Genomic DNA, 18,355 nt, shown 5'->3' on the forward strand with positions numbered 1-18,355 from the left:
TACAGCCCTCCGCGTGAGACCGACTACCGCCCGGTCTTTCTGGTGTGGCCGCGCCGGCAGTGTTGCTGTCCCGGCACGTCTCGAGAAATCGAACGACCGGCAATCGGTTCGAAACGGAGGTCCGTCCGTTCTCGGGAAGACGGGTATCGGATCGAGTCGTTACGATACGCCTTCGTTTGAGGCGCATCTGGCGGAGTCGGCAGGTAGTTCGGTCGAACAACAGCTATATTCACACTCCACGTGACAGTCACTCAATGGCACGACTCGAGCGCATCCGGACGTATCCCGTAAAGAGTCTCGACGGCGTCGACCGCGAGGAAGTGACGATCCGCGAGAACGGCACGCTCGCCGGCGACCGAACGTTCGCTCTCTTCGACGCCGACGGAAAACTCGTCGAAGGGCCGCGGACGGACCGCGTCCACGACATTACGAACGAATACGACCCAGAGACAGGAACTCTGACCGCCGACATCTCGGGTTCCGACGAGAACGGACCGCGACAGTTCGATCTCGGCACCGATCGAGGCCGTGGTCGTGCGGCCGCGTGGTTCTCGGACGTCTTCGAGTTTGGCGACCTCACACTCGAGCGCGACGAGGATCGCGGCTACGTCGCTCGAAACGGAATGGGAACGTCAGTAATCAGCACTGCAACGCTCGAGACGGTCGCCGACTGGTTCGAGGATCTCACGGTTGAAAGCGTTCGACGACGGATGCGTGCGAACCTCGAAATTTCGGGCGTCGAGCCGTTCTGGGAGGATCGATTCGTCGGAGACGATGCGCCGGCCTTTGTTGTCGGCGGCGTGCGACTCGAGGGAGCGACGCCCTGTGCGCGTTGTGTCGTCCCCGGGCGCGACCCCGACACGGGCGAGCCCCTGCCTGAGTTCCGGGAGCGGTTCGTCGAGAAGCGCCGGGAGACGTTGCCCGACTGGGCCGACGAGGAGGCGTTCGACCACTACTACACGCTGATGCTCATCGCCGACGTCGTCGAAGCGGATCGAGGGACGACCCTCGCCGTCGGCGACACCGTGGAAACGCTCGACTGACACGGATTGCTGTACCGATTTACCGTGCAACCGCCGTCCGGAACGCAGTCGCACCGGAAATGACTGCCAGTAAATCGTACGATGGGACGCTGGACTCGAGGGTCGAGAGTCGAACGTCACGAGTCGAGAAGCCGAACGAAAGCAGCGACAGGACGAAACTGGCCGACAGATCTGCGTGTCAGGATTCCGCTTCCGATTCTGCTTCGTCGTCGGTCTCGGAACTCGAACCCGCCTCGAGGTCGTACTCCCACTCCTGGTAGCCGCCTTCCATACTCGCGACGGCGTCGGCGTCGACGTCCTCGTAGCTCCCGATGAGCCGGGCTGCCTGGATCGAACTCTGGCCGATCGGACAGGCGACGACGACATCATCGCCCCACTCGTACTGGTCGATCGCCGTCGACAGTTCGTTCATCGGGACGTTAACCGCACCGGGAATGTGGCCGCGCTCGTACTCCCGTTCGGGGCGGATGTCGACGATCTGGACGCCGTCGCCGTTCTCGAGTTTCTCCTTGACCGCGTCCGGTGAGATCTCTTCGACCATGACTCGCCGTTCGTTCTCCCGAGAAAAAACGTCGTCGGGTCGTCGGTCGTCACCGCCCGGGCGTTCGAGAGGTGTCCTCGAGCGATTTGCAAACCCGGACTCGTTCTCCCTCGAACGTCTCGTCGTCCTCACGCCAGCGCCACGACCCGACGTAGGGGTAGCCGTCGAGCGCGACGATGACGTAGGAGACGTCGGGCCAGGTCGCTCGGTCGACGTCTCTCGGCGTCGGTTCCGTCGGCCCAGCCGGATGAGAGTGGTAGAACCCGGCAATCTCGAGGTCCTGCGCTTCGATTCGCTCGATGACCTCGAGTTGTTCTTCCGGATCGAGCGCGTACCGGATCTCGGGGTTCTCGGCGACGTTCTCGGTCGAGTAGGCGTCGGTGACGACGGTCCGGTCCGTGCCGTACTCACCTGCGAGGACGCCACACACCTCGTGGTCGTCGCCGTCGTACGCCCGATAGACGAGATCGTCGTAGACCGTTCTCGGTAGTTCGATCATCGAGTGTTTCTCGTCCGCTGGTACGGACCGAGGGCCTTCCAACCTGTCGACGGCCACGACCCCGACCGTCACCGTTTTTCGTCGGCCGATAGATTGTTGTCACATGTCAACTGATACCACTCCTGGGCGAATCGATCACGACCGGCGATCGTTCCGGTACTTCCGCAACGCCGTCGAACGACACTGGGACCCCCACGAAATCGGCCTCGCCCCCGACCGCGAAGCGATTCGAGAGGTTCCGGAGCCCGCGTTCGACGGGCTGCGCGAGACGCTCGCGCTGTTCGGCGCCGGCGAGGAGGCCGTCACCGAGGACCTCTCGCCGCTCGGCGTCGTCCTCGAGGACGTTGCCGACCAGCTATTCGTGACGACCCAGCTCTACGAGGAGGCCAAACACGCCGACTTCTTCGATCGCTACTGGCGGTCGGTTATCGCGCCCGAAGAGGAACGTCGTGGCCTCGGGCCAACCTCGCCGACCGACGACCGGTGGTTCTCCGACCCATACGACGAACTGTTCGAACGTAACGAGACGGCGATGCACAGGTTGCTGCGCGAAGACACCCCCGAGAACCGGGCGCTCGCGTACTGTCACTACCACATGGCGATCGAGGGAATCCTCGCCCAGACGGGCTACTACGGCGTCCAGCGGAATTTCAGCGGCGAGTACGCGGAACTGCCACAACTACCGGGGCTGGTCGAGGGGTTCTCCCGCATCCGCAGCGACGAAGGCCGACACGTCGGGTTCGGCATGTGGAAACTCGAGACGCTCGTCCGGGAGGAGGACGTCGATCCGACGCTGATCGAAGACACCGTCGGCGAACTCGCAATGTTCGTCCAGGGAATCGTCGGCGAGTCGACAGAGGAGGGCGCGATCGGCGTCGACGACGAGACCCTCGTCGGCTACGCCGCGGAGAAACACCACGACCGAATGACCCAGATCGTCGACGACAGTGAGTTGCCAGACGTCGAGGAACTGGTCGCACTCGAGGAGTAGTCGCTCGCACAGTACAGCGGAGATCGAAACAGCGGTTCCTGTTAGGCCGTCGTTAGCCCTATTTGTTAGTGGGCCAACAATATGTGTATGCGCGACAATCAGCGGAGTGCGTCCAGTCTTCCGTCGACGTAGCCCGAACTGAACGCTCGCGCGGAAGCACTGCTTCTCACCGTCACGCTCCGTATCGGATCGGTGTCCCTGGTTGCGATGGCGGGCGGGGAACTCGAGACGATGGTGCTGGTCGTACTGACTGGAATCGCCGTCGTCGTTCTCGGAACGACGCTCGTCCGACTGTCAGACCGTCTCCACACGAGCAGGTAGTCGGGTGAGACGGACAAGTGCCACTGCACGCGACGTCGGGTTCTCGACACTGTTTTCGCCGGCACCGTGAACGCACGAGTGTCCTGTATTTCGCTCGAGCACGATCCCTGCTGGCTCGGTTGGGATCAGTGGTCACCTGAGACGGACTGCTGTCCCGATGTCCCGGCGTGACCCCCGGAGCGCGCGATCGCGCCGGCACTGACTTCCAGCAAACCGTCTGACTCTGTATCCAGCCGAGTACTTCTCGCGTTCTGACGTGAGCGGCCGTCTCGTGTTCGATTAGCTGCCCGATTTTCTCGCAGGAAGGCACTCGAGGCGACAGTCACACGATGTATGGCCGCGTACGGACAACAGCAAAAATACCCACAAACGTGTATAATTATGTGTGTGGGACGGCTGTTGAAAGCACAAACACGGGGGTTTTTATCCACTCGAGACGCTACGGTCGACCATGACTGATGGGCGGGGCGAGACTCCCCGGCGAACAGGGATGACCGAAAAGTGTGGCGTCGTCGGCGTCTCACTCGACGGTCGATCGGCGGCGCGACCGTTGTACTACGCGCTGTACGCGCTCCAGCATCGCGGCCAGGAGTCGGCCGGAATCGTCACCCACGACGGCTTCCAGCAACACAGTCACGTCGAAATGGGGCTCGTAGGCGACGCTTTCGACGAGGACGACCTCGACGGACTCGCTGGCTCGGCCGGGATCGGCCACGTTCGCTACCCGACCGCCGGCTCGGTCGACACGTCGTGTGCCCAGCCGTTTTCCGTCTCGTTCAAGAGCGGCTCGCTGGGGCTCTCGCACAACGGGAACCTCGTCAACGCCGACGAGATCCGCGACGAACTCGCCGCCGTCGGCCACGCCTTTACCAGCGACGGTGACACTGAAGTCATCGCCCACGACCTCGCGCGCAACCTGCTCGAGGAGGACCTCGTTCGGGCGGTCAAGCGCACGATGGGTCGTGTCCACGGCTCGTACTCGTTGACGATCAGCCACGACGACACCGTCCTCGGGGTTCGAGATCCGCAGGGGAACCGACCGCTCTGTATCGGACGGCTCGAGGACGGCTACATCCTCGCCTCGGAATCGGCGGCGATCGACACGCTGGACGGCGAACTCGTTCGGGACGTTCGCCCTGGCGAACTGGTCGTCCTCGACGACGACGGCCAGGGGTTTGACTCCTACCAGTTGGTCGAGAAAGAACACACCGCTCACTGTTTCTTCGAACACGTCTACTTCGCTCGCCCGGACAGCGTCATCGACGACACGCTCGTCTACGAGGCGCGACGGAACCTGGGGCGCAAGCTCTGGGAGGAAAGCGGCGTCGAGACCGACGTCGTGATGCCGGTGCCTGACTCCGGACGCGCTTTCGCGTCGGGATACGCGGACGCGGCGACCGAAACGACCGCCGACGGTGAACCCCGGGCCGAGGCCGACGACGGCGTCGAGTTCGCCGAGGGGTTGATGAAGAACCGATACGTCGGCCGGACGTTCATCATGCCAACCCAGGGCGAACGTGAACGTGCGGTACGGCTGAAACTCAACCCGATCAAGTCCACCGTCGAGGGCAAGACCGTCACGCTCATCGACGACTCGATCGTCCGTGGAACGACCTCGACGCAACTCGTTCAGTTGCTCAAAGACTGCGGCGCAGAGGAGGTCCACATGCGAATCGGCGCGCCGGAGATCGCTGCACCGTGTTACATGGGGATCGACATGGCCACCCGCGAGGAGCTGATCGCTGCTGACAAAACCGTCGACGAGATCCGCGACGCAATCGACGCCGACAGTCTCGCCTACCTCTCGCCCGACGCCGTCGCGGAGGTGCTCGAAACGGATCGGATCGACCTCTGTCTTGGCTGTGTTACTGGCGAGTATCCCTACGACATCGAGGGCGAAGCGACCGACCGCGACGTCAGTCGTCCCGATCTCGAGGATGGGACGTTGGCGGCCGACGATTGAGACGGAGTGCTGTAACTAGTTGCCGCCGATCGCAGCCCCGTTCTGGCGATCGGCGGTATTTGACCACAGGAAACCGTCTGAGGTGGGTCACTGTCCCGGTAGCCCGACACGACAGCGGGCCGGTGTGGGGTGTGCCGTCACTGACGGCAGTAGTCGAGACGGTCACGCGGCGAGTCGAGTTCGATCTCGATCGTCAGTACACCACGTGCAACAGCACGTAGACGACGATACCAAGTGTAAACGAGACTAGCCACAGGCTCGCCGCCAGCCGGCCAAACCGTGCGTGGTTCGTTCGACGGAGTTCTTCGATGGGATACGCAAACGCGAGCAAGAGCGCATAGTAGACGAGCGGGACGCAGACGACAGCCAGAAAGACGTGGATGACGAGTATCGGCAGGTAGACGAACTGGTAGACCGTCTCGGGACCGGGGAACGGTTCGGGGCCACCAACCGCGACGAGTCGATAGAGGTACAGCACCAGAAACGCCGCGAACAGCCCGAACGAGGCGAGCATCGCGATCCGGTGGCGGTCGACACTCCCACGACGAATCGCTCGCCAGCCGTAGGTGATCGTCGCGATCGCAGTCACGCTGATGGCGACGTTGACGTGCGGAATCAGGTCCAGGAACCACTGCGGTGCGGCCGGAACGGTCGATTGCGGAATCCGCCCGCCAGCAGCCGCAAAGACCACCGCGAGCGAGACGACGCTCAAACCGATCGTCAACTCGGATACGCGCTCTCGAGGGACGTACTCCATACCCGATGGTTCGACCGAGATGGCAAAGGGGTTACTGTCCGGTGTGGTCTCTACTCTCACGTGAACGCGAGGAACCGGAAGTATCGACGAAGCCGTTGCTAGCCGGTGTCGTTCTCGGACGGAATTGTGCGTGTGTGATGTCCACGAAGGGACATCACCTGCATCGTTGCGTGGCGGACGAACCGCCCTGCGACGCGTGGGACCGGATTCGAACCACGGTCGCGCCGGAGGGGCTCTCTGATTCGAATCCGGCCGTGTGCATCGAGGTGCTGGCGGGATTGCTCGCACCGTAGCGGTGCGTGAGGCAAGTATCGAACTTTCGTCGTCTTGCTTTCACGGCCTCGCCGTTCCGCATTTGCGTGGTGGTTCGCGCCACGCGTCGCTCCACGACGACGTTCACGATCGGTGAAACCGGTCGCCCACCGGTGGACCTACGGGACAACGACTTTCGACGGACTCGTCGCTATTCGGTGTCGTTCTCGGAAGGAATTATGCGTGGGTGATGTCCACGAAGGGAGATCACCTGCATCGTTGTGTGGCGGATGAACCGCCGTGCGATGCGTGGGACCGGATTCGAACCGGCGGACCCCTACGGGACAGCGCCCTCAACGCTGCGCCGTTGGCCTGGCTTGGCTACCCACGCTCGCGCTTTCTTTCTCCGCATCAATCCGTACCCAGTGTGATTATAAAAGACCTTTCCTTTCGGTCGGTGTCTGCGTCGAGGTCACACGCATACAGGGAGACAATTCTTCTCGAGGGGCCGGTCGGCCCGCAAACATCGCGCTGTGGCAAAGTTGAAATGCTGCAGTGGCCAAATTACCGCATGGCGAAATATTCGACCGGTTCGTCCGCCAGTGGCGGTGGGACGAACTGTGAACTCTGCGGTGCGGAGAGTAACTCCCTCGAGCTCGCTTCAGTTGCGGGGGCCGAACTCGAGGTCTGTCCGGACTGTACACCCCACGACGACCAGCAGCGAACGCAGTCCCGAAGCAGCGACTCGGACTCGAGTCGCCGCGACGACGAGCCCAGCCGTAAACAGAAGGCTGCACAGAACGTCGCGAAGGCGAACCCGGTCTGGGACGGCGACTCAGAGCACTGGGAGGAAGAGGGGACGAACTACGACGACGATCCGCTTCCGTACCTCGTCTCGGACTACGGCGAGAAGACGACGGAAGCGCGACAGGCGGCCGGCCTCCAGCGTGAGGAACTCGCGGAGGAACTCGGCGCACGCGAAACGGATCTGCTCGCCGTCGAGCAGGGCCGGGCGACGCAGGCCGGCATCGGCGGCGGACTCATCGAGGCGCTCGAGGAGCGACTGGACGTGACGCTCTCGGAGTGACGAAAGGACACAGGAAGCGACAGGTTCGGCGAGCAGACTTTTACTCTCGGACGACGGAGTGAAACCGATGAGCGGGCAACTGGCGGCAGCGGAGCCGTACGCCACGCGGTTCGAAACCGAAGTGACGTCGATCGACGGCAATCGGGTCTGGCTCGAGCGGAGTTACTTCTACGGCGAGAGCGCCGGCCAACCCGCCGATCGTGGCACGATCGACGGGATCGGGGTCGTCGACGTCCAACTGGTCGACGGAAATCTGGTCCACGTGCTGGCACAAGAGCCTTCGTTCAGGGTCGGTGCGCGCGTCCTCTGTTCGATCGATTGGTCGTTCCGGATGTACTGTATGCGGGCCCACACTGCCAGTCACGTCCTCTACGGTGCCGCACGGCAGTTGCTCGCGGATCTCGAGTACGGCGGCGTCGACATCGGCGAAGAGAGTGTTCTGGTCGACCTCGAGACGAGTACAACGGTCGACGACGAGACGCTGATCGAACTCGACGAACTCGTGAACCGGGCAGTCTGGGAGTCCCGACCGGTCAGCTGGGACGACGCCCCAGTCTCCGAGGCCCGCGAGCGTGACGATGTCGTGTTCGACGAGGGAGCCGAGGACGGTGCGGTCGAGAAAGGCCGCGTCCGTCTCGTCACGATCGGCGGCGAGGAAGACAACGGCGGGAACGGAAACGGGCTCGCGAGCGGAACGACCGTCACCGTCGCCGGCGACACGACCGAGTCGCGGGACGCGTGGGACGTCACAGCCTGTGGCGGAACGCACGTTCGGAACACCCGCGAGATAGGGCCTGTGACCGTCCTCGACCGTTTCACGCCCGAGTCGGGAACGACACGGATCGAACTCGCCGTCGGGCCGCGGGCGATCGAACGCCGCGAAGCCGAGAAGCGCGCTGCACTCGCCTCGCGTCGACTACTCGGGACGCCACTCGAGGCGGCCAGCGACGAACTCGCCCGTCTGGACGCCGAATCGGACGTGGCAGAACGATTGCGATCGCTGGTCGGTAGATTGGAGACCGACGCGAGCTGACAATTCCGACGCTGGCCGACCGCTGACGACGCTGGCCGCAGTTATTACCGGAGTGATGGCGAAGAGATGTCTATGAGCATCGACTACACGAAGCTGCGCGACCCGAACGCGGAGTATACGATGCGAGATCTCTCCGCGGAGACGATGCAAGTCACTCGCGAGCGCGGGGGTGGACGGGACGTCGAGATTACGGACGTCCAGACGACGATGGTCGACGGCAACTTCCCGTGGACGCTGGTTCGGATCTACACCGACGCCAGCATCGCCGGCACCGGGGAAGCCTACTGGGGTGCGGGCGCGCCCGAACTGATCGAGCGAATGGCACCGTTTCTCGAGGGCGAGAACCCACTCGACATCGACCGTCTCACGGAGCATCTCGTCCAGAAGATGTCCGGCGAGGGCTCGATCGGCGGCGTCACCGTCACCGCGATCTCGGGCATCGAAGTCGCACTGCACGACCTCGTGGGCAAGATCCTCGAGGTACCGGCCTATCAGTTGCTCGGTGGCAAGTACCGCGACGAAGTGCGGGTCTACTGTGACTGTCACACCGAAGCAGAAGCCGATCCGATCGCCTGTGCGGACGAGGCCGAACGCGTCGTCGACGAACTCGGCTACGACGCACTCAAATTCGACCTCGACGTCCCCTCCGGCCACGAGAAAGATCGTGCCAACCGCCATCTACGTTCACCCGAGATCGAACACAAGACGAGCATCGTCGAAGCCGTCACCCAACGCGTCGGCTCGCGGGCCGACGTCGCCTTCGACTGTCACTGGACGTTCTCGGGTGGCTCCGCGAAACGACTCGCAAAGCGCCTCGAGGAGTACGACGTCTGGTGGCTCGAGGACCCAGTGCCGCCGGAGAATCACGACGTCCAGCGCGAGGTCACCCAGTCGACGACGACCCCGGTTGCGGCCGGCGAGAACGTCTACCGCACTCACGGGCAGCGCCGGCTACTCGAGGAGCAGGCAGTCGACATTATTGCACCGGACATGCCCAAGGTCGGCGGGATGCGAGAAACCCGGAAGATTGCCGATCTGGCCGATCTCTACTACGTTCCGGTGGCGATGCACAACGTCGCCTCGCCGGTCGCGACGATGGGCAGCGTCCACGTCGGCGCGGCGATTTCGAACACGCTCGCGGTGGAGTACCACTCCTACGAACTCGGCTGGTGGGAGGATCTCGTCGAGGAAGACGTCATCGAGGACGGCTACATCGAGGTTCCCAAAGAGCCGGGACTGGGGGTGACGCTGGATATGGACGTCGTCGAGGAGCAGATGGTCGAGGGTGAGGAACTCTTCGACGAGGCGTAAGCCTCGCTAAACTCGAGCGCTCTCTCGAGACGAGTCGGTTGCAGTCGAGACTGGTGGTCGTCCGACTGGATCGGCGAGCGAGGCGAAATCGGCGGTAATTGAATACAGTGGTCCGTATGCGTCACTCCGGCCAGTTGACCGCCCGTTCCGGAGCCCGGGGGACGTGGCCGCCGCGCTCGCGGGCCTGCTCGACGTACTCCTGAAGGGCCGGCCGGAACTCCGGTGTGGCACACTCGACGAGCGCCGCTGCACGCTCGAGCGGTGACGTGCCCCGGAGATCGGCGACGCCGTGTTCGGTGACGACGGCGTCGACGGCGTGTTCTGTCACGTCGACGTGCGTGACCTCCGGTACGATAGTCGAAATCTCCCCGCCTGCGGCAGTTGCCGGTGTGGCGATCACCGTCAGGTGTGCGTTCGGATTGAAGTCGACGCTTCCGCCGACGCCGCTGACGAGTCGGGAGCCGCCGATGTGGGTCGCGTTGACGTGGCCGTAGAGGTCGACCTCGATGGCACTGTTGACTGCCACGACGCCGAACCGATCGATCAACGACGGCGCATTCGAGATGTCCGACGGACGCAGGACGATATCCTCGGCGAACGCAGACGGCGACTCGAACAGTCGGTCCTGCCCCTCAGCCGAGAGCGCGAGCGAGGTCGCACTCGCGGCCTCGAGAACGCCGTCCTCGAGCAGATCGAGCAGGCCGTCCTGAATCACCTCACCGAAGTACCGGAGCCCAGTATCGCTATCGGCTAACGTCGAGTCCGACAGCGCGCTCATGAGGGCGTTTCCGAGGCTACCGACGCCGAACTGGAGCGTCGGTGCCGCGCCGAACACCGGGTCGGTCTCGTACTCGGTCTCGAGCAGCGAAATGAGGTTGTCGGCGATCGCTTGGTCGGCGTCGGTCGGCTCGCGGAACACGTACGGATCGTCGCGGTCGTCGGTCCGGACGACCGCCCGGAGCTTCGACGGATCGAACGACACCGCTGCATCCCCGATCCGATCGCCCGGGGACGCGAGGTCGATCGGCGTCCGGTTCGGTGGCACGTCGCGGACGACGACGTCGTGGAACTGGGCGAGCGCTCGCGGTTGTGCGTCGTTGACCTCGACGATCACTTCGTCGGCTGCGCGCACGTACGCCGGTGTCTGTCCGACCGACGTGGATGGGATCAGCCAGTCGGAGCCGACGGCGACTGCTTCGACGAGCGCGACGTCTGGATCGGCGACGCGTCCGAGCCGGATGTCGTCGCTCATCCCGGCGATACTGCGATCGGCGAACGCGATCGAGCGATCGTTGACTGCTGTCCGCGCGGCGTCCGTCGCGACGAACGGATACCGCCGGTCGACGCCACCGGCCTCGACGAGCGTCGTGTCGAGTGGGTCACCGACGCTCCCGCCCGAGACGATCGTCAGTCCAGGGTCGCGGTCGCCGGCATCGGCTGCGCGAGCAAGCGCCAGTGGGACCGCCTTCGGGTCGCCGACGCTGCCGAATCCCGAGACGGCGACCGTCGCGTCGTCGTCGATCGTCGCCGCAGCAGCGTCGGCGTCGACGACCGGAAGGCTTGCCTCGTGGTCGATCCGTGGCGGAAGGTCGTCCGTAAGCGTCGGCGTGCTCATTGGTCTGGCTGGGTTCCGATTCCGTCCGGCCACCCTGGCGGCTGCTCCGGAGTGGGGTTTGCAGACTCCCGTTTGAGTACCATCGGCGTCCGCTCGAGCGAGAGGACGAGGTCGTCGTCCTGGTTGTACGCCCGCAACTCGGTCGTGACGATGCCGACGTGGTCGCGCGACTCGGACTCGCGTTTGGAGATCACTTCGCTCTCGGCGAAGATCGTGTCGCCGTGGAAGACGGGCGCGTGGTGGGTAACGTCGTCGTAGCCGAGATTCGCCGTGGCGTTCATACTCACGTCGATGACGCTCATGCCGACGGCCAACGAGATGACGTACAACCCGTTCACCAGCCGTTCGCCGAACTCCGTCTCGGCGGCGTAGGGTTCGGTGAAGTGCATCGGGTTCACGTTCTGTGTCAGGTTCGTGAACCAGACGTTGTCCGTTTCGGTGACCGTTCGTCCGTAGGGGTGTTTGTACACGTCGCCGACGCTGAAGTCCTCGTAAAAGCGACCGTGCCAGCCGGTGCAAACGCGCGTGTCGGTATCGTCCGCTTCTGTGTTGTCAGTCATGGGTCGTGTGAATCGGTGTGTGATGGTTCTCTGGCTGTTCGTTCTACAGACGGTTCGGCTGCGTTCGTCGGTGTCGGGCGAGCGTCCGACGCATCTCGTTGGTGACGATGGCATACCCCTCGTCGAACCCCATGCCGGGCTTTGCGAGGAGTTGTGCAGCGTCGGTTGCCAGGCCAACGTGGACGGTCGCACGCGCCGACGTAGTCGTCTCGTTACAGGTACCGCCGAGATACGCTCGCACGTCGGTGTCCTGGCAGTATCTGACGGCACGACCGCTCTCGAGGAGGGAGCCGACATCCGGCGACTTTACCTGTACGACATCTGCTGCGCCGGCGTCGACGAATGCCTCGACGTCTTCACGGCGGTCACACCACTCGTCTGCAACCAGGTCGACAGGAACGTCGGCAGCCGCGAGCCCGTCCCGGAGCGATCGCATGGCCGCGATCTGTGCCTCCCGGCTGTCGGCGAGAACCGGTTCCTCGAGCTGGAGGGAGTAGGGAGCGGCCGCCTGCCGCAGGTCGTCGACGTACTCGATAACGGCAGAACGGTCGTACGGCGGCTCGAACAGCTCCCCGAGCATTCCGTACACGTCGACGTGAAACCGTGGGTCGTACTCGTGGTCGCCGAGTTCGGTCGTGCGGTCGGCGAGCCACGAGAGGTACTCGACGAGTCGACGGCCGTCCGGCCCGACCGTCTCGAGGCTGTTGAACAGGCCGTGTGGGAGTACGTCCACGCGCTTGAGCAACATCTTTTCAGCGCCACGTCGGCGGTCCGAGCCGGACTGTCCGAACACCGGGAGCGGCTCGGTCGCCGGCTCGGTGTCGAGAGCCTCGGCGAGGACGCGAGTTCGTGTCGTCTCTGCGGCCGCAGCCGCGGCAGCGACGAGTGCCTGCGAGACGCCGTACTCGACGGCGGAGTGACAGTCCAGTTCTTCGAGGACGGCGGCGTTCTGCTCGAGGGAGTCGGCCGGTCGCCCGACGAGTGCGTCTCGCAGGTCGCCTTCGACGAGCTCGACGTGGTCGTCGGCCCGGAACACCGGGTCCCGTTCACCGACGCCTGCGTACTGGACCGCCGCACAATCCCCTCGGACGACGCGTCCATCGCCGAGCGCGAGTTCGACGAGGACTGCCTCGCCGGGTTCTCGAATGCGGTCGAACCCAGGGGTTTCCGGCTCTCCGGCGTACGCGAACCCGTCCGGTTCCGCGCCGGCAGCGATGGCAGCCTGGTCGTCGGCGAAAAACGCCGTCATGCCGGGCGTCGCCGACACGTCTTCGATCGTCGTCATCAGTCACCTCCCGGACGGCCGATGAGCCGTCCATCGCTCACCGCAGAAACGTCGTCGGCGACCATCCGGAAGGATGGGCGACGGTCCTCGGTTCGGGCACGCGTTTCGAGGTCTGCGCGGTGGCGTCGCTTGATGTCTTCGTCGAGAGCGAGGTCCCCGAACTTCAACAGCCGGACACGGCCCTCGTCGTCTCTAGCCGGCAAGATGTCCCCGGCTGCCGCCTCGCTGGGTGGGAACGGAACGTCGAGCAGTCCCTCGTCGAACGCTCGCACGACGCCACGGGCGACGTCGCCGTCGCCGACTTCGTACACCGCATCGAGCAGCGAGCGGACCGACCGCTCGATCAGTTCCCGTTCGCGGTCGACGGCCTCGAGGTCGACCGACTGTGCCGAAAGCATTCGAAGCACCTGGTCCGTCGTCCGGAGGCCAGCAGCGTTTGCGTCGGCAGTTGGCACGCCGAGTGCTTCCTGTGGCGACTTCGTGATGATCTTGTCGGGCTCGGCGATCCCGGCGGCAGCAGTCCCGAGTGCGATCACGCCGTTTGCCCGGGGCTCGTCGGCAGGGAAGCCACCCATCCACTGGTGGAACACCGTCGTGACGGTGACTTCGTCGGGCAGGTACTCGACGCCGAGGGTCTTCATCGCCTCGATTGCGGCGACGTCCTGTACGAGGTTTCCGACCTGTCCGTACCCGAGCGTGATCGACCGAACGCCCTGGGTGGCAGACAGCAGCCCTTCGACGATGCAGACCGCGATCGCGATCGACGGCGGAACGAGCGTCCCGGTCAGCGGGCCGAACGGCTCGCGGTTGATCCGAATCCCTCGCTCCGTATACGCGCCAGCCAATCTATCGACGTACTGCCAGTACTCGATCGTTTCCTCGAGGCTATACTTGCTGGTGTAGGGCAGATTGTACGTGATCGGTCCCCCCTCGAAACTCTGGACGCCGCTGGCGAAGGTGACGGCAGCCAGCAGTCGTGCGTCCGGCGTGCCGTGGCGAATCTGGACCGGCGCGTCGGCCGCTTCGACGAGCGTTCGACAGCCCTCGACGCCGTGGGTGACTGCTGGAAAGCCGTTGAGCTCGTCGGCGTCCGTCTCCCGGGACCGCTCGAGTCCCTCGCGGGCCTTCTCGTACTGGTTGTCCCGGGTGTAGGAGTCGATCGTCACCGGCAGCAGGTCGACGTCGCCGTCCGTGACGAGGGTCTCGAGGAGATCGATCTGATCGTCGAGGCAAGGCACACCTGCTCGAGGCTGCGTTAGCACGCGATCAGCCGACTCGAGGACCGTCGCAAACTGCTTCGAGGCGGGCAACGCCTCGTGGACTGCAACCGCTTTCTCGAACGTCGATCGGTCGTCGCCAGGGTAGGTGTCCCAAACCTGTTCGTGTTGTCGCTGGAGTTCGACGTCGGAAAGTCGCGTATCCTCGACCATTGGTTACGATCGAATCCGGGCAGGTTCTTTGGCGGCTTCGTCGATACCGAGGTCCGCACGGAGGGTGTCGACGACCGTCTCGAGTTCCGTCTCGGTGTCGAACACGTGATCGAACCCCAGTTGTTCGAACCGGCGTTCGACCGCCGCGGTGTCGCTTTGTCCGACCGAGAGGTTCCCGCCGATGAGCGTGACCGGATCGGCGTCCCGAGCGGCGAGTGCCTCGTGGAGTCCCTCACAGTCTTGCTCGGCGTGGCCGTACAGCGACGAGACGAGCAGTGCATCTGCGTCAGTTTCCGCCGCCACATCGACGAACGTCTCTTTCGGGGTCTGTGCCCCGAGGTTCCGGACATCGAATCCTGCTTCCTCGAGTGCGTGCTCGAGTAGCGTGACGCCAACGACGTGTGCATCCGATCCAATTGTGCCAACGACGACGGATTGCTGGGACATCTGTGAGAGGGAGTCTTGCCGGACGGATCATAATATTGTCGAAACATGAGATAGACAATTGTCGAAATCAGTCTGGAGAGTGGACCTACTTTGGATCGTGGACTGATCGGAAAAGAGACACATCTTCGTCGATTACATAACAACTCCCGCTGTACGAGGGATGGCGTCGAGTACCCCCCGCCACGAGGCCGGCCCGAATACGGCCGCAATCTCCTCACAGCGGCAGACAGAATTCGACGATTGGTGTAAAATCGAGCGCTACGTTCCAACCAAGTGAGCAGACAGTCAGTGACGGTTGACTTGCGCTGTTGAGACGGACTGCTGTCCCGATGTCCCGGCGCGACCCCAGGAGCGCGCGGTCGCGCCGGCACTGACTGACAGCAAACCGTCTCATAGGGATTATCGTAGGAGTTCATAGTTTTCCCGTGACGGACCACGACACAGCGTCGAAGGACGGGCTTCGAAACCTCCGGTTGGCTACGATAATCCCTATCAGTCGACGGTGAAGACGGTTCAAGTCGGCAAACAAGCGCCGGCAGACGACGACACTCTGTGTGTCGGTTCCGGACGAAAGTGGGTCGGGTGGTGGAACCGACCAACTGCCCCCAGTGTGGGTGATCGGGAAGATGTGGTGGTTGAATCGGTGTGTCGACAGTGGAGGCGGCAGGGTGTGTCACGTGTCGGACGGGACCAACCGTGGCAACGACTGAATCCCCCAATCCCTGCCAACTGGGCAATCGAACCTCTTCGTACTAAAACTGTTGGCCATACCGACAACTCTTACCGGTCATAGCAGACAGCTAGCGCCGCCGACAGCGAAACAGGGCTTTGGAATCCCCCGACCCCTTCGACGGTACCACCGTTATATCGCTCCGTATCGAACGGTCTCCCGATGGCCGACGACGATCCGTTCGCGATCAGATCGATCGCAGTATCGACAGCAGACGCCGTCGACGCCTACGTCTACACACAAGAAAACCCCGAGGAGGCCGTCCTGCGGGCGACGCCGCCTTTTCACGGCCGGATGCGTGCCCGCCTCCACGTTTACCAGGTCGACGACGCCCACCGTACCGACGCAGTCCACGTCCCGCCCGAGGCAGTCATCTCCGACGGCGTCCTCGCCACGTACCCCGACCTCGAGACGGTCGACGAAGTCGACTCCGAACGAGTCGGGAAACGCCACGCCGACGCCGTCGAAAACTGGCAGGAACGAGCGAAAACGGCACTCGTCGACTCGACGACACTCGAGATCGACGGGAAGACTCACGAAGTCGAGATCAAACGACTCGAGTGACTCCGTCACGAGCCGACGCCACACCGCTCCTTTCAGCCACTTTCACTTTCACCGCGGGCGGATCGGTTTGACGTGGCTTCCGTCCGATCGACGCGTATGGAACTGATCGTAGACGCCGAGGAAGACGACACGGCCGCCGAACTATCCACAGATTGCGACGGTTTCGAAAGCGCCGGCCGACGACGGATCGACGTTACGGAACTCCGAGCCGACTGCATCGAGGAGTTCGTCGCGGCAAGCAACTCCACCGAGCGCGTCTCACTCGAGCACCGCGGCACACGAACGTTCCTCGTCCTCGAGGAGTGATCACGACCGCTCTTCGACGAACGTGACCAGACGCCCCGAAGGTCGACTCGAGTTTCGACCGTCACCGCGAACGTCTCGCCGTCGGACCGTGACCTGACCGCGCCGCGGACCCCGGTCTCGCCGTCCGCGACCGCCACGAGAACGGGGGGAGACGACTCGAGTGTCCGTTCGACCGCGGCGATCCCGAAGCCCACCCGGTCGTCGCCCTCGCGTATCTCGGACGCGACGACCCCAGACCGCGTAGCCGTTCGCACGAAGTCGGGCGACGGGTCGTTCGATAGCGGTCGTCTTGCCGCCCCGGGGTGGACCGGCGACTACTCACCCCGTGAACCGCCTCGGAGTCACGTGGTTCGAGACGCGAAGCGTCTCGTCATCGAGCGAGACCACCGGTCTCGCAGACGTCGCGGAGCTTTGCTCCGCTCATACGGTTTGCTGTAAGTCATTTCCGGCGCGATCGCAGGAGGGCTCGCGGTCGCGCCGGTAAATCGTTACAGCATTCTGTATCAGTCACGGAAGACGGTGTCTTCCGTCCGACCCCGAGGCACTCGGCCTGCTCACCCCGTAGACTTTCGACCGGCACGTAGGAGAGAGCGTCATGGCTCGTCCGCCCTCAGCCGACCGCTCGAACGCGACCCGACGCCAGTTTCTCGTCGGAACCGGAAACGCAGGCGTTCTTGGCGTCGCTGTACCGGCCGATTCGACAGCCGCCGGGGAGTCGACGACTCGAGAACCAGCACCGTCGACGGACGATACCAACGACGTCGACGACCTCCCGCTGATCGACGCCCACACCCACCTGATCCCGACGGAGACTCTCGACAGAGACCCGTTCTCCGTCGACGAACTCGTCTCGTGGATGGACGACAACGGGGTCGACCGCGCCGTCGTCCTCGCGCTGGACTCGCCCGAGAGCTACCCCGTCCAGGCGCCGAGTTGGTGGGTACTCGAGGAGGTCGCGGCCTACCCCGATCGCTTGCTCCCGTTCTGTACGGTCGATCCCCGGACGCTCGTCTACGAGGACGACTTCGGAGCCGTCACGGCCCTGCTCGAGGCGCACGTCGACCGCGGAGCGCGTGGCTTCGGTGAACTGAAAGCCGGTCTGCCGATCGACGACGAGCGACTCGAGACGATCTACGAACTGTGTGCCGACTACGGACTGCCGATCCTCTTTCACACCGACGAGAAGGCCATGATGGACGAGGTCGGACTCCCGCGACTCGAAGATGTCGTGGCCTCGTACCCAACGGTAGACCTTCTCGCACACGCCCATGCGTGGTGGGCACACATCTCCGCGGACGTCGACGCCGACGACCGGGGTGCGTATCCCTCGGGACCGATCGACTCCGGTGGCCGTGTCCCGGAACTACTCTCGGAGTACGACAACCTCTACGGCGACATCTCGGCCCGGTCGGGCTGGAACGCTCTCACTCGCGACGAGGAGTTCGCACAGTCGTTTCTCGAGGACCACCACGAACAGCTAGTCTTCGGGACCGACTCCCTCTCGCCCGACCAGGAGATTCCCCAGTTCGACCTCTTCGACCGGTTCGACCTCGACCTCGAGGCCTGGGCCGATATTCGATACCGGAATCTCGAGGGCGTATTGCGCTGATCGAGGGGGAC

At 63.9% G+C, this 18,355-nt stretch carries 17 protein-coding genes, 1 tRNA gene and 1 pseudogene; 10 read left to right on the plus strand and 9 right to left on the minus strand.

What is annotated here, in order from left to right; translation table 11 throughout:
* Positions 1 to 254 precede the first annotated feature (254 nt).
* Positions 255 to 1,043: an MOSC domain-containing protein gene (locus NATGR_RS10600; protein WP_015233569.1), complete on the plus strand. Its 789-nt coding sequence runs from the start codon at positions 255 to 257 to the stop codon at positions 1,041 to 1,043.
* Positions 1,044 to 1,221: 178 nt separating this feature from the next.
* Here NATGR_RS10600 and NATGR_RS10605 read toward each other — a convergent pair whose 3' ends face one another.
* Together NATGR_RS10605 and NATGR_RS10610 are read right to left on the minus strand one after the other, a co-directional pair.
* Positions 1,222 to 1,584 carry a rhodanese-like domain-containing protein gene (locus tag NATGR_RS10605; RefSeq protein WP_015233570.1) on the minus strand — a complete coding sequence of 121 codons (363 nt, stop codon included), beginning with the start codon at positions 1,582 to 1,584 and terminating at the stop codon, positions 1,222 to 1,224.
* A gap of 49 nt (positions 1,585 to 1,633) precedes the next feature.
* A complete protein-coding gene (locus NATGR_RS10610; RefSeq protein ID WP_015233571.1) occupies positions 1,634 to 2,083 on the minus strand; it encodes a desampylase in 450 nt (149 codons plus the stop codon).
* A 103-nt stretch (positions 2,084 to 2,186) separates the two neighbouring features.
* On the opposite strand from NATGR_RS10610, the gene NATGR_RS10615 reads away from it, so the two are divergent.
* The 3 genes from NATGR_RS10615 (at position 2,187) to purF (ending at position 5,358) form a co-directional block, all read left to right on the plus strand.
* Positions 2,187 to 3,074 (plus strand): ferritin family protein, encoded by an 888-nt coding sequence (locus NATGR_RS10615; RefSeq protein WP_005579162.1) that lies wholly within the window; start codon positions 2,187 to 2,189, stop codon positions 3,072 to 3,074.
* A gap of 192 nt (positions 3,075 to 3,266) precedes the next feature.
* Positions 3,267 to 3,395 carry a hypothetical protein gene (locus NATGR_RS20430; protein WP_269459373.1) on the plus strand — a complete coding sequence of 43 codons (129 nt, stop codon included), beginning with the start codon at positions 3,267 to 3,269 and terminating at the stop codon, positions 3,393 to 3,395.
* 490 nt (positions 3,396 to 3,885) lie between these two features.
* Positions 3,886 to 5,358 (plus strand): amidophosphoribosyltransferase, encoded by a 1,473-nt coding sequence (gene purF, locus NATGR_RS10625; RefSeq protein ID WP_005579164.1) that lies wholly within the window; start codon positions 3,886 to 3,888, stop codon positions 5,356 to 5,358.
* A 193-nt stretch (positions 5,359 to 5,551) separates the two neighbouring features.
* Here the strand turns inward: purF and NATGR_RS10630 are convergent, their stop codons facing one another.
* Both NATGR_RS10630 and NATGR_RS10635 read right to left on the minus strand, forming a co-directional pair.
* Positions 5,552 to 6,115 carry a DUF420 domain-containing protein gene (locus NATGR_RS10630; RefSeq protein WP_005579165.1) on the minus strand — a complete coding sequence of 188 codons (564 nt, stop codon included), beginning with the start codon at positions 6,113 to 6,115 and terminating at the stop codon, positions 5,552 to 5,554.
* 558 nt (positions 6,116 to 6,673) lie between these two features.
* Positions 6,674 to 6,758, minus strand: a tRNA-Leu gene (locus NATGR_RS10635).
* Positions 6,759 to 6,938: 180 nt separating this feature from the next.
* Here NATGR_RS10635 and NATGR_RS10640 point away from each other — a divergent pair.
* The 3 genes and pseudogenes from NATGR_RS10640 (at position 6,939) to NATGR_RS10650 (ending at position 9,798) form a co-directional block, all read left to right on the plus strand.
* Entirely contained in the window at positions 6,939 to 7,454 is a 516-nt protein-coding gene (locus NATGR_RS10640) for a helix-turn-helix domain-containing protein (protein ID WP_005579167.1), read from the plus strand.
* A 67-nt stretch (positions 7,455 to 7,521) separates the two neighbouring features.
* Positions 7,522 to 8,457 (plus strand): annotated as a pseudogene (locus NATGR_RS10645) (alanyl-tRNA editing protein); the annotation flags it as partial.
* Between the two features lie 102 nt (positions 8,458 to 8,559).
* Complete coding sequence (locus tag NATGR_RS10650; protein ID WP_015233574.1) at positions 8,560 to 9,798, plus strand: mandelate racemase/muconate lactonizing enzyme family protein; 1,239 nt, start codon at positions 8,560 to 8,562, stop codon at positions 9,796 to 9,798.
* A gap of 121 nt (positions 9,799 to 9,919) precedes the next feature.
* On the opposite strand, the gene NATGR_RS10655 is transcribed toward NATGR_RS10650, so the two are convergent.
* The 5 genes from NATGR_RS10655 to glmS are packed head-to-tail and all read right to left on the minus strand — an operon-like array spanning position 9,920 to position 15,135.
* Positions 9,920 to 11,413, minus strand: coding sequence for an acetyl-CoA hydrolase/transferase C-terminal domain-containing protein (locus NATGR_RS10655; protein ID WP_005579185.1), 1,494 nt, complete (start codon positions 11,411 to 11,413; stop codon positions 9,920 to 9,922).
* Entirely contained in the window at positions 11,410 to 11,973 is a 564-nt protein-coding gene (locus NATGR_RS10660; RefSeq protein ID WP_005579187.1) for a MaoC family dehydratase, read from the minus strand. The genes NATGR_RS10655 and NATGR_RS10660 overlap by 4 nt, the downstream gene beginning before the upstream one ends.
* A gap of 43 nt (positions 11,974 to 12,016) precedes the next feature.
* A complete protein-coding gene (locus tag NATGR_RS10665; protein WP_005579189.1) occupies positions 12,017 to 13,258 on the minus strand; it encodes a methylaspartate ammonia-lyase in 1,242 nt (413 codons plus the stop codon).
* A complete protein-coding gene (locus NATGR_RS10670) occupies positions 13,258 to 14,688 on the minus strand; it encodes a methylaspartate mutase subunit E (RefSeq protein ID WP_005579191.1) in 1,431 nt (476 codons plus the stop codon). The genes NATGR_RS10665 and NATGR_RS10670 overlap by 1 nt, the downstream gene beginning before the upstream one ends.
* Before the next feature lie 3 nt (positions 14,689 to 14,691).
* The gene (glmS, locus tag NATGR_RS10675) at positions 14,692 to 15,135 is read right to left on the minus strand and encodes a methylaspartate mutase subunit S (RefSeq protein WP_005579193.1); all 444 of its coding nucleotides are present in this window, start codon (positions 15,133 to 15,135) and stop codon (positions 14,692 to 14,694) included.
* An 892-nt stretch (positions 15,136 to 16,027) separates the two neighbouring features.
* On the opposite strand from glmS, the gene NATGR_RS10680 reads away from it, so the two are divergent.
* The 3 genes from NATGR_RS10680 to NATGR_RS10690 all read left to right on the plus strand — a co-directional run bounded on the left by NATGR_RS10680 (position 16,028) and on the right by NATGR_RS10690 (position 18,344).
* Positions 16,028 to 16,429: a hypothetical protein gene (locus NATGR_RS10680; protein WP_005579194.1), complete on the plus strand. Its 402-nt coding sequence runs from the start codon at positions 16,028 to 16,030 to the stop codon at positions 16,427 to 16,429.
* Between the two features lie 96 nt (positions 16,430 to 16,525).
* Positions 16,526 to 16,735, plus strand: coding sequence for a hypothetical protein (locus NATGR_RS10685; RefSeq protein ID WP_005579196.1), 210 nt, complete (start codon positions 16,526 to 16,528; stop codon positions 16,733 to 16,735).
* A 595-nt stretch (positions 16,736 to 17,330) separates the two neighbouring features.
* Positions 17,331 to 18,344: an amidohydrolase family protein gene (locus NATGR_RS10690; RefSeq protein WP_005579198.1), complete on the plus strand. Its 1,014-nt coding sequence runs from the start codon at positions 17,331 to 17,333 to the stop codon at positions 18,342 to 18,344.
* Positions 18,345 to 18,355 lie beyond the last annotated feature (11 nt).

This window comes from Natronobacterium gregoryi SP2 (genome assembly GCF_000230715.2).
Classification (GTDB): Archaea; Halobacteriota; Halobacteria; order Halobacteriales; family Natrialbaceae; genus Natronobacterium; species Natronobacterium gregoryi.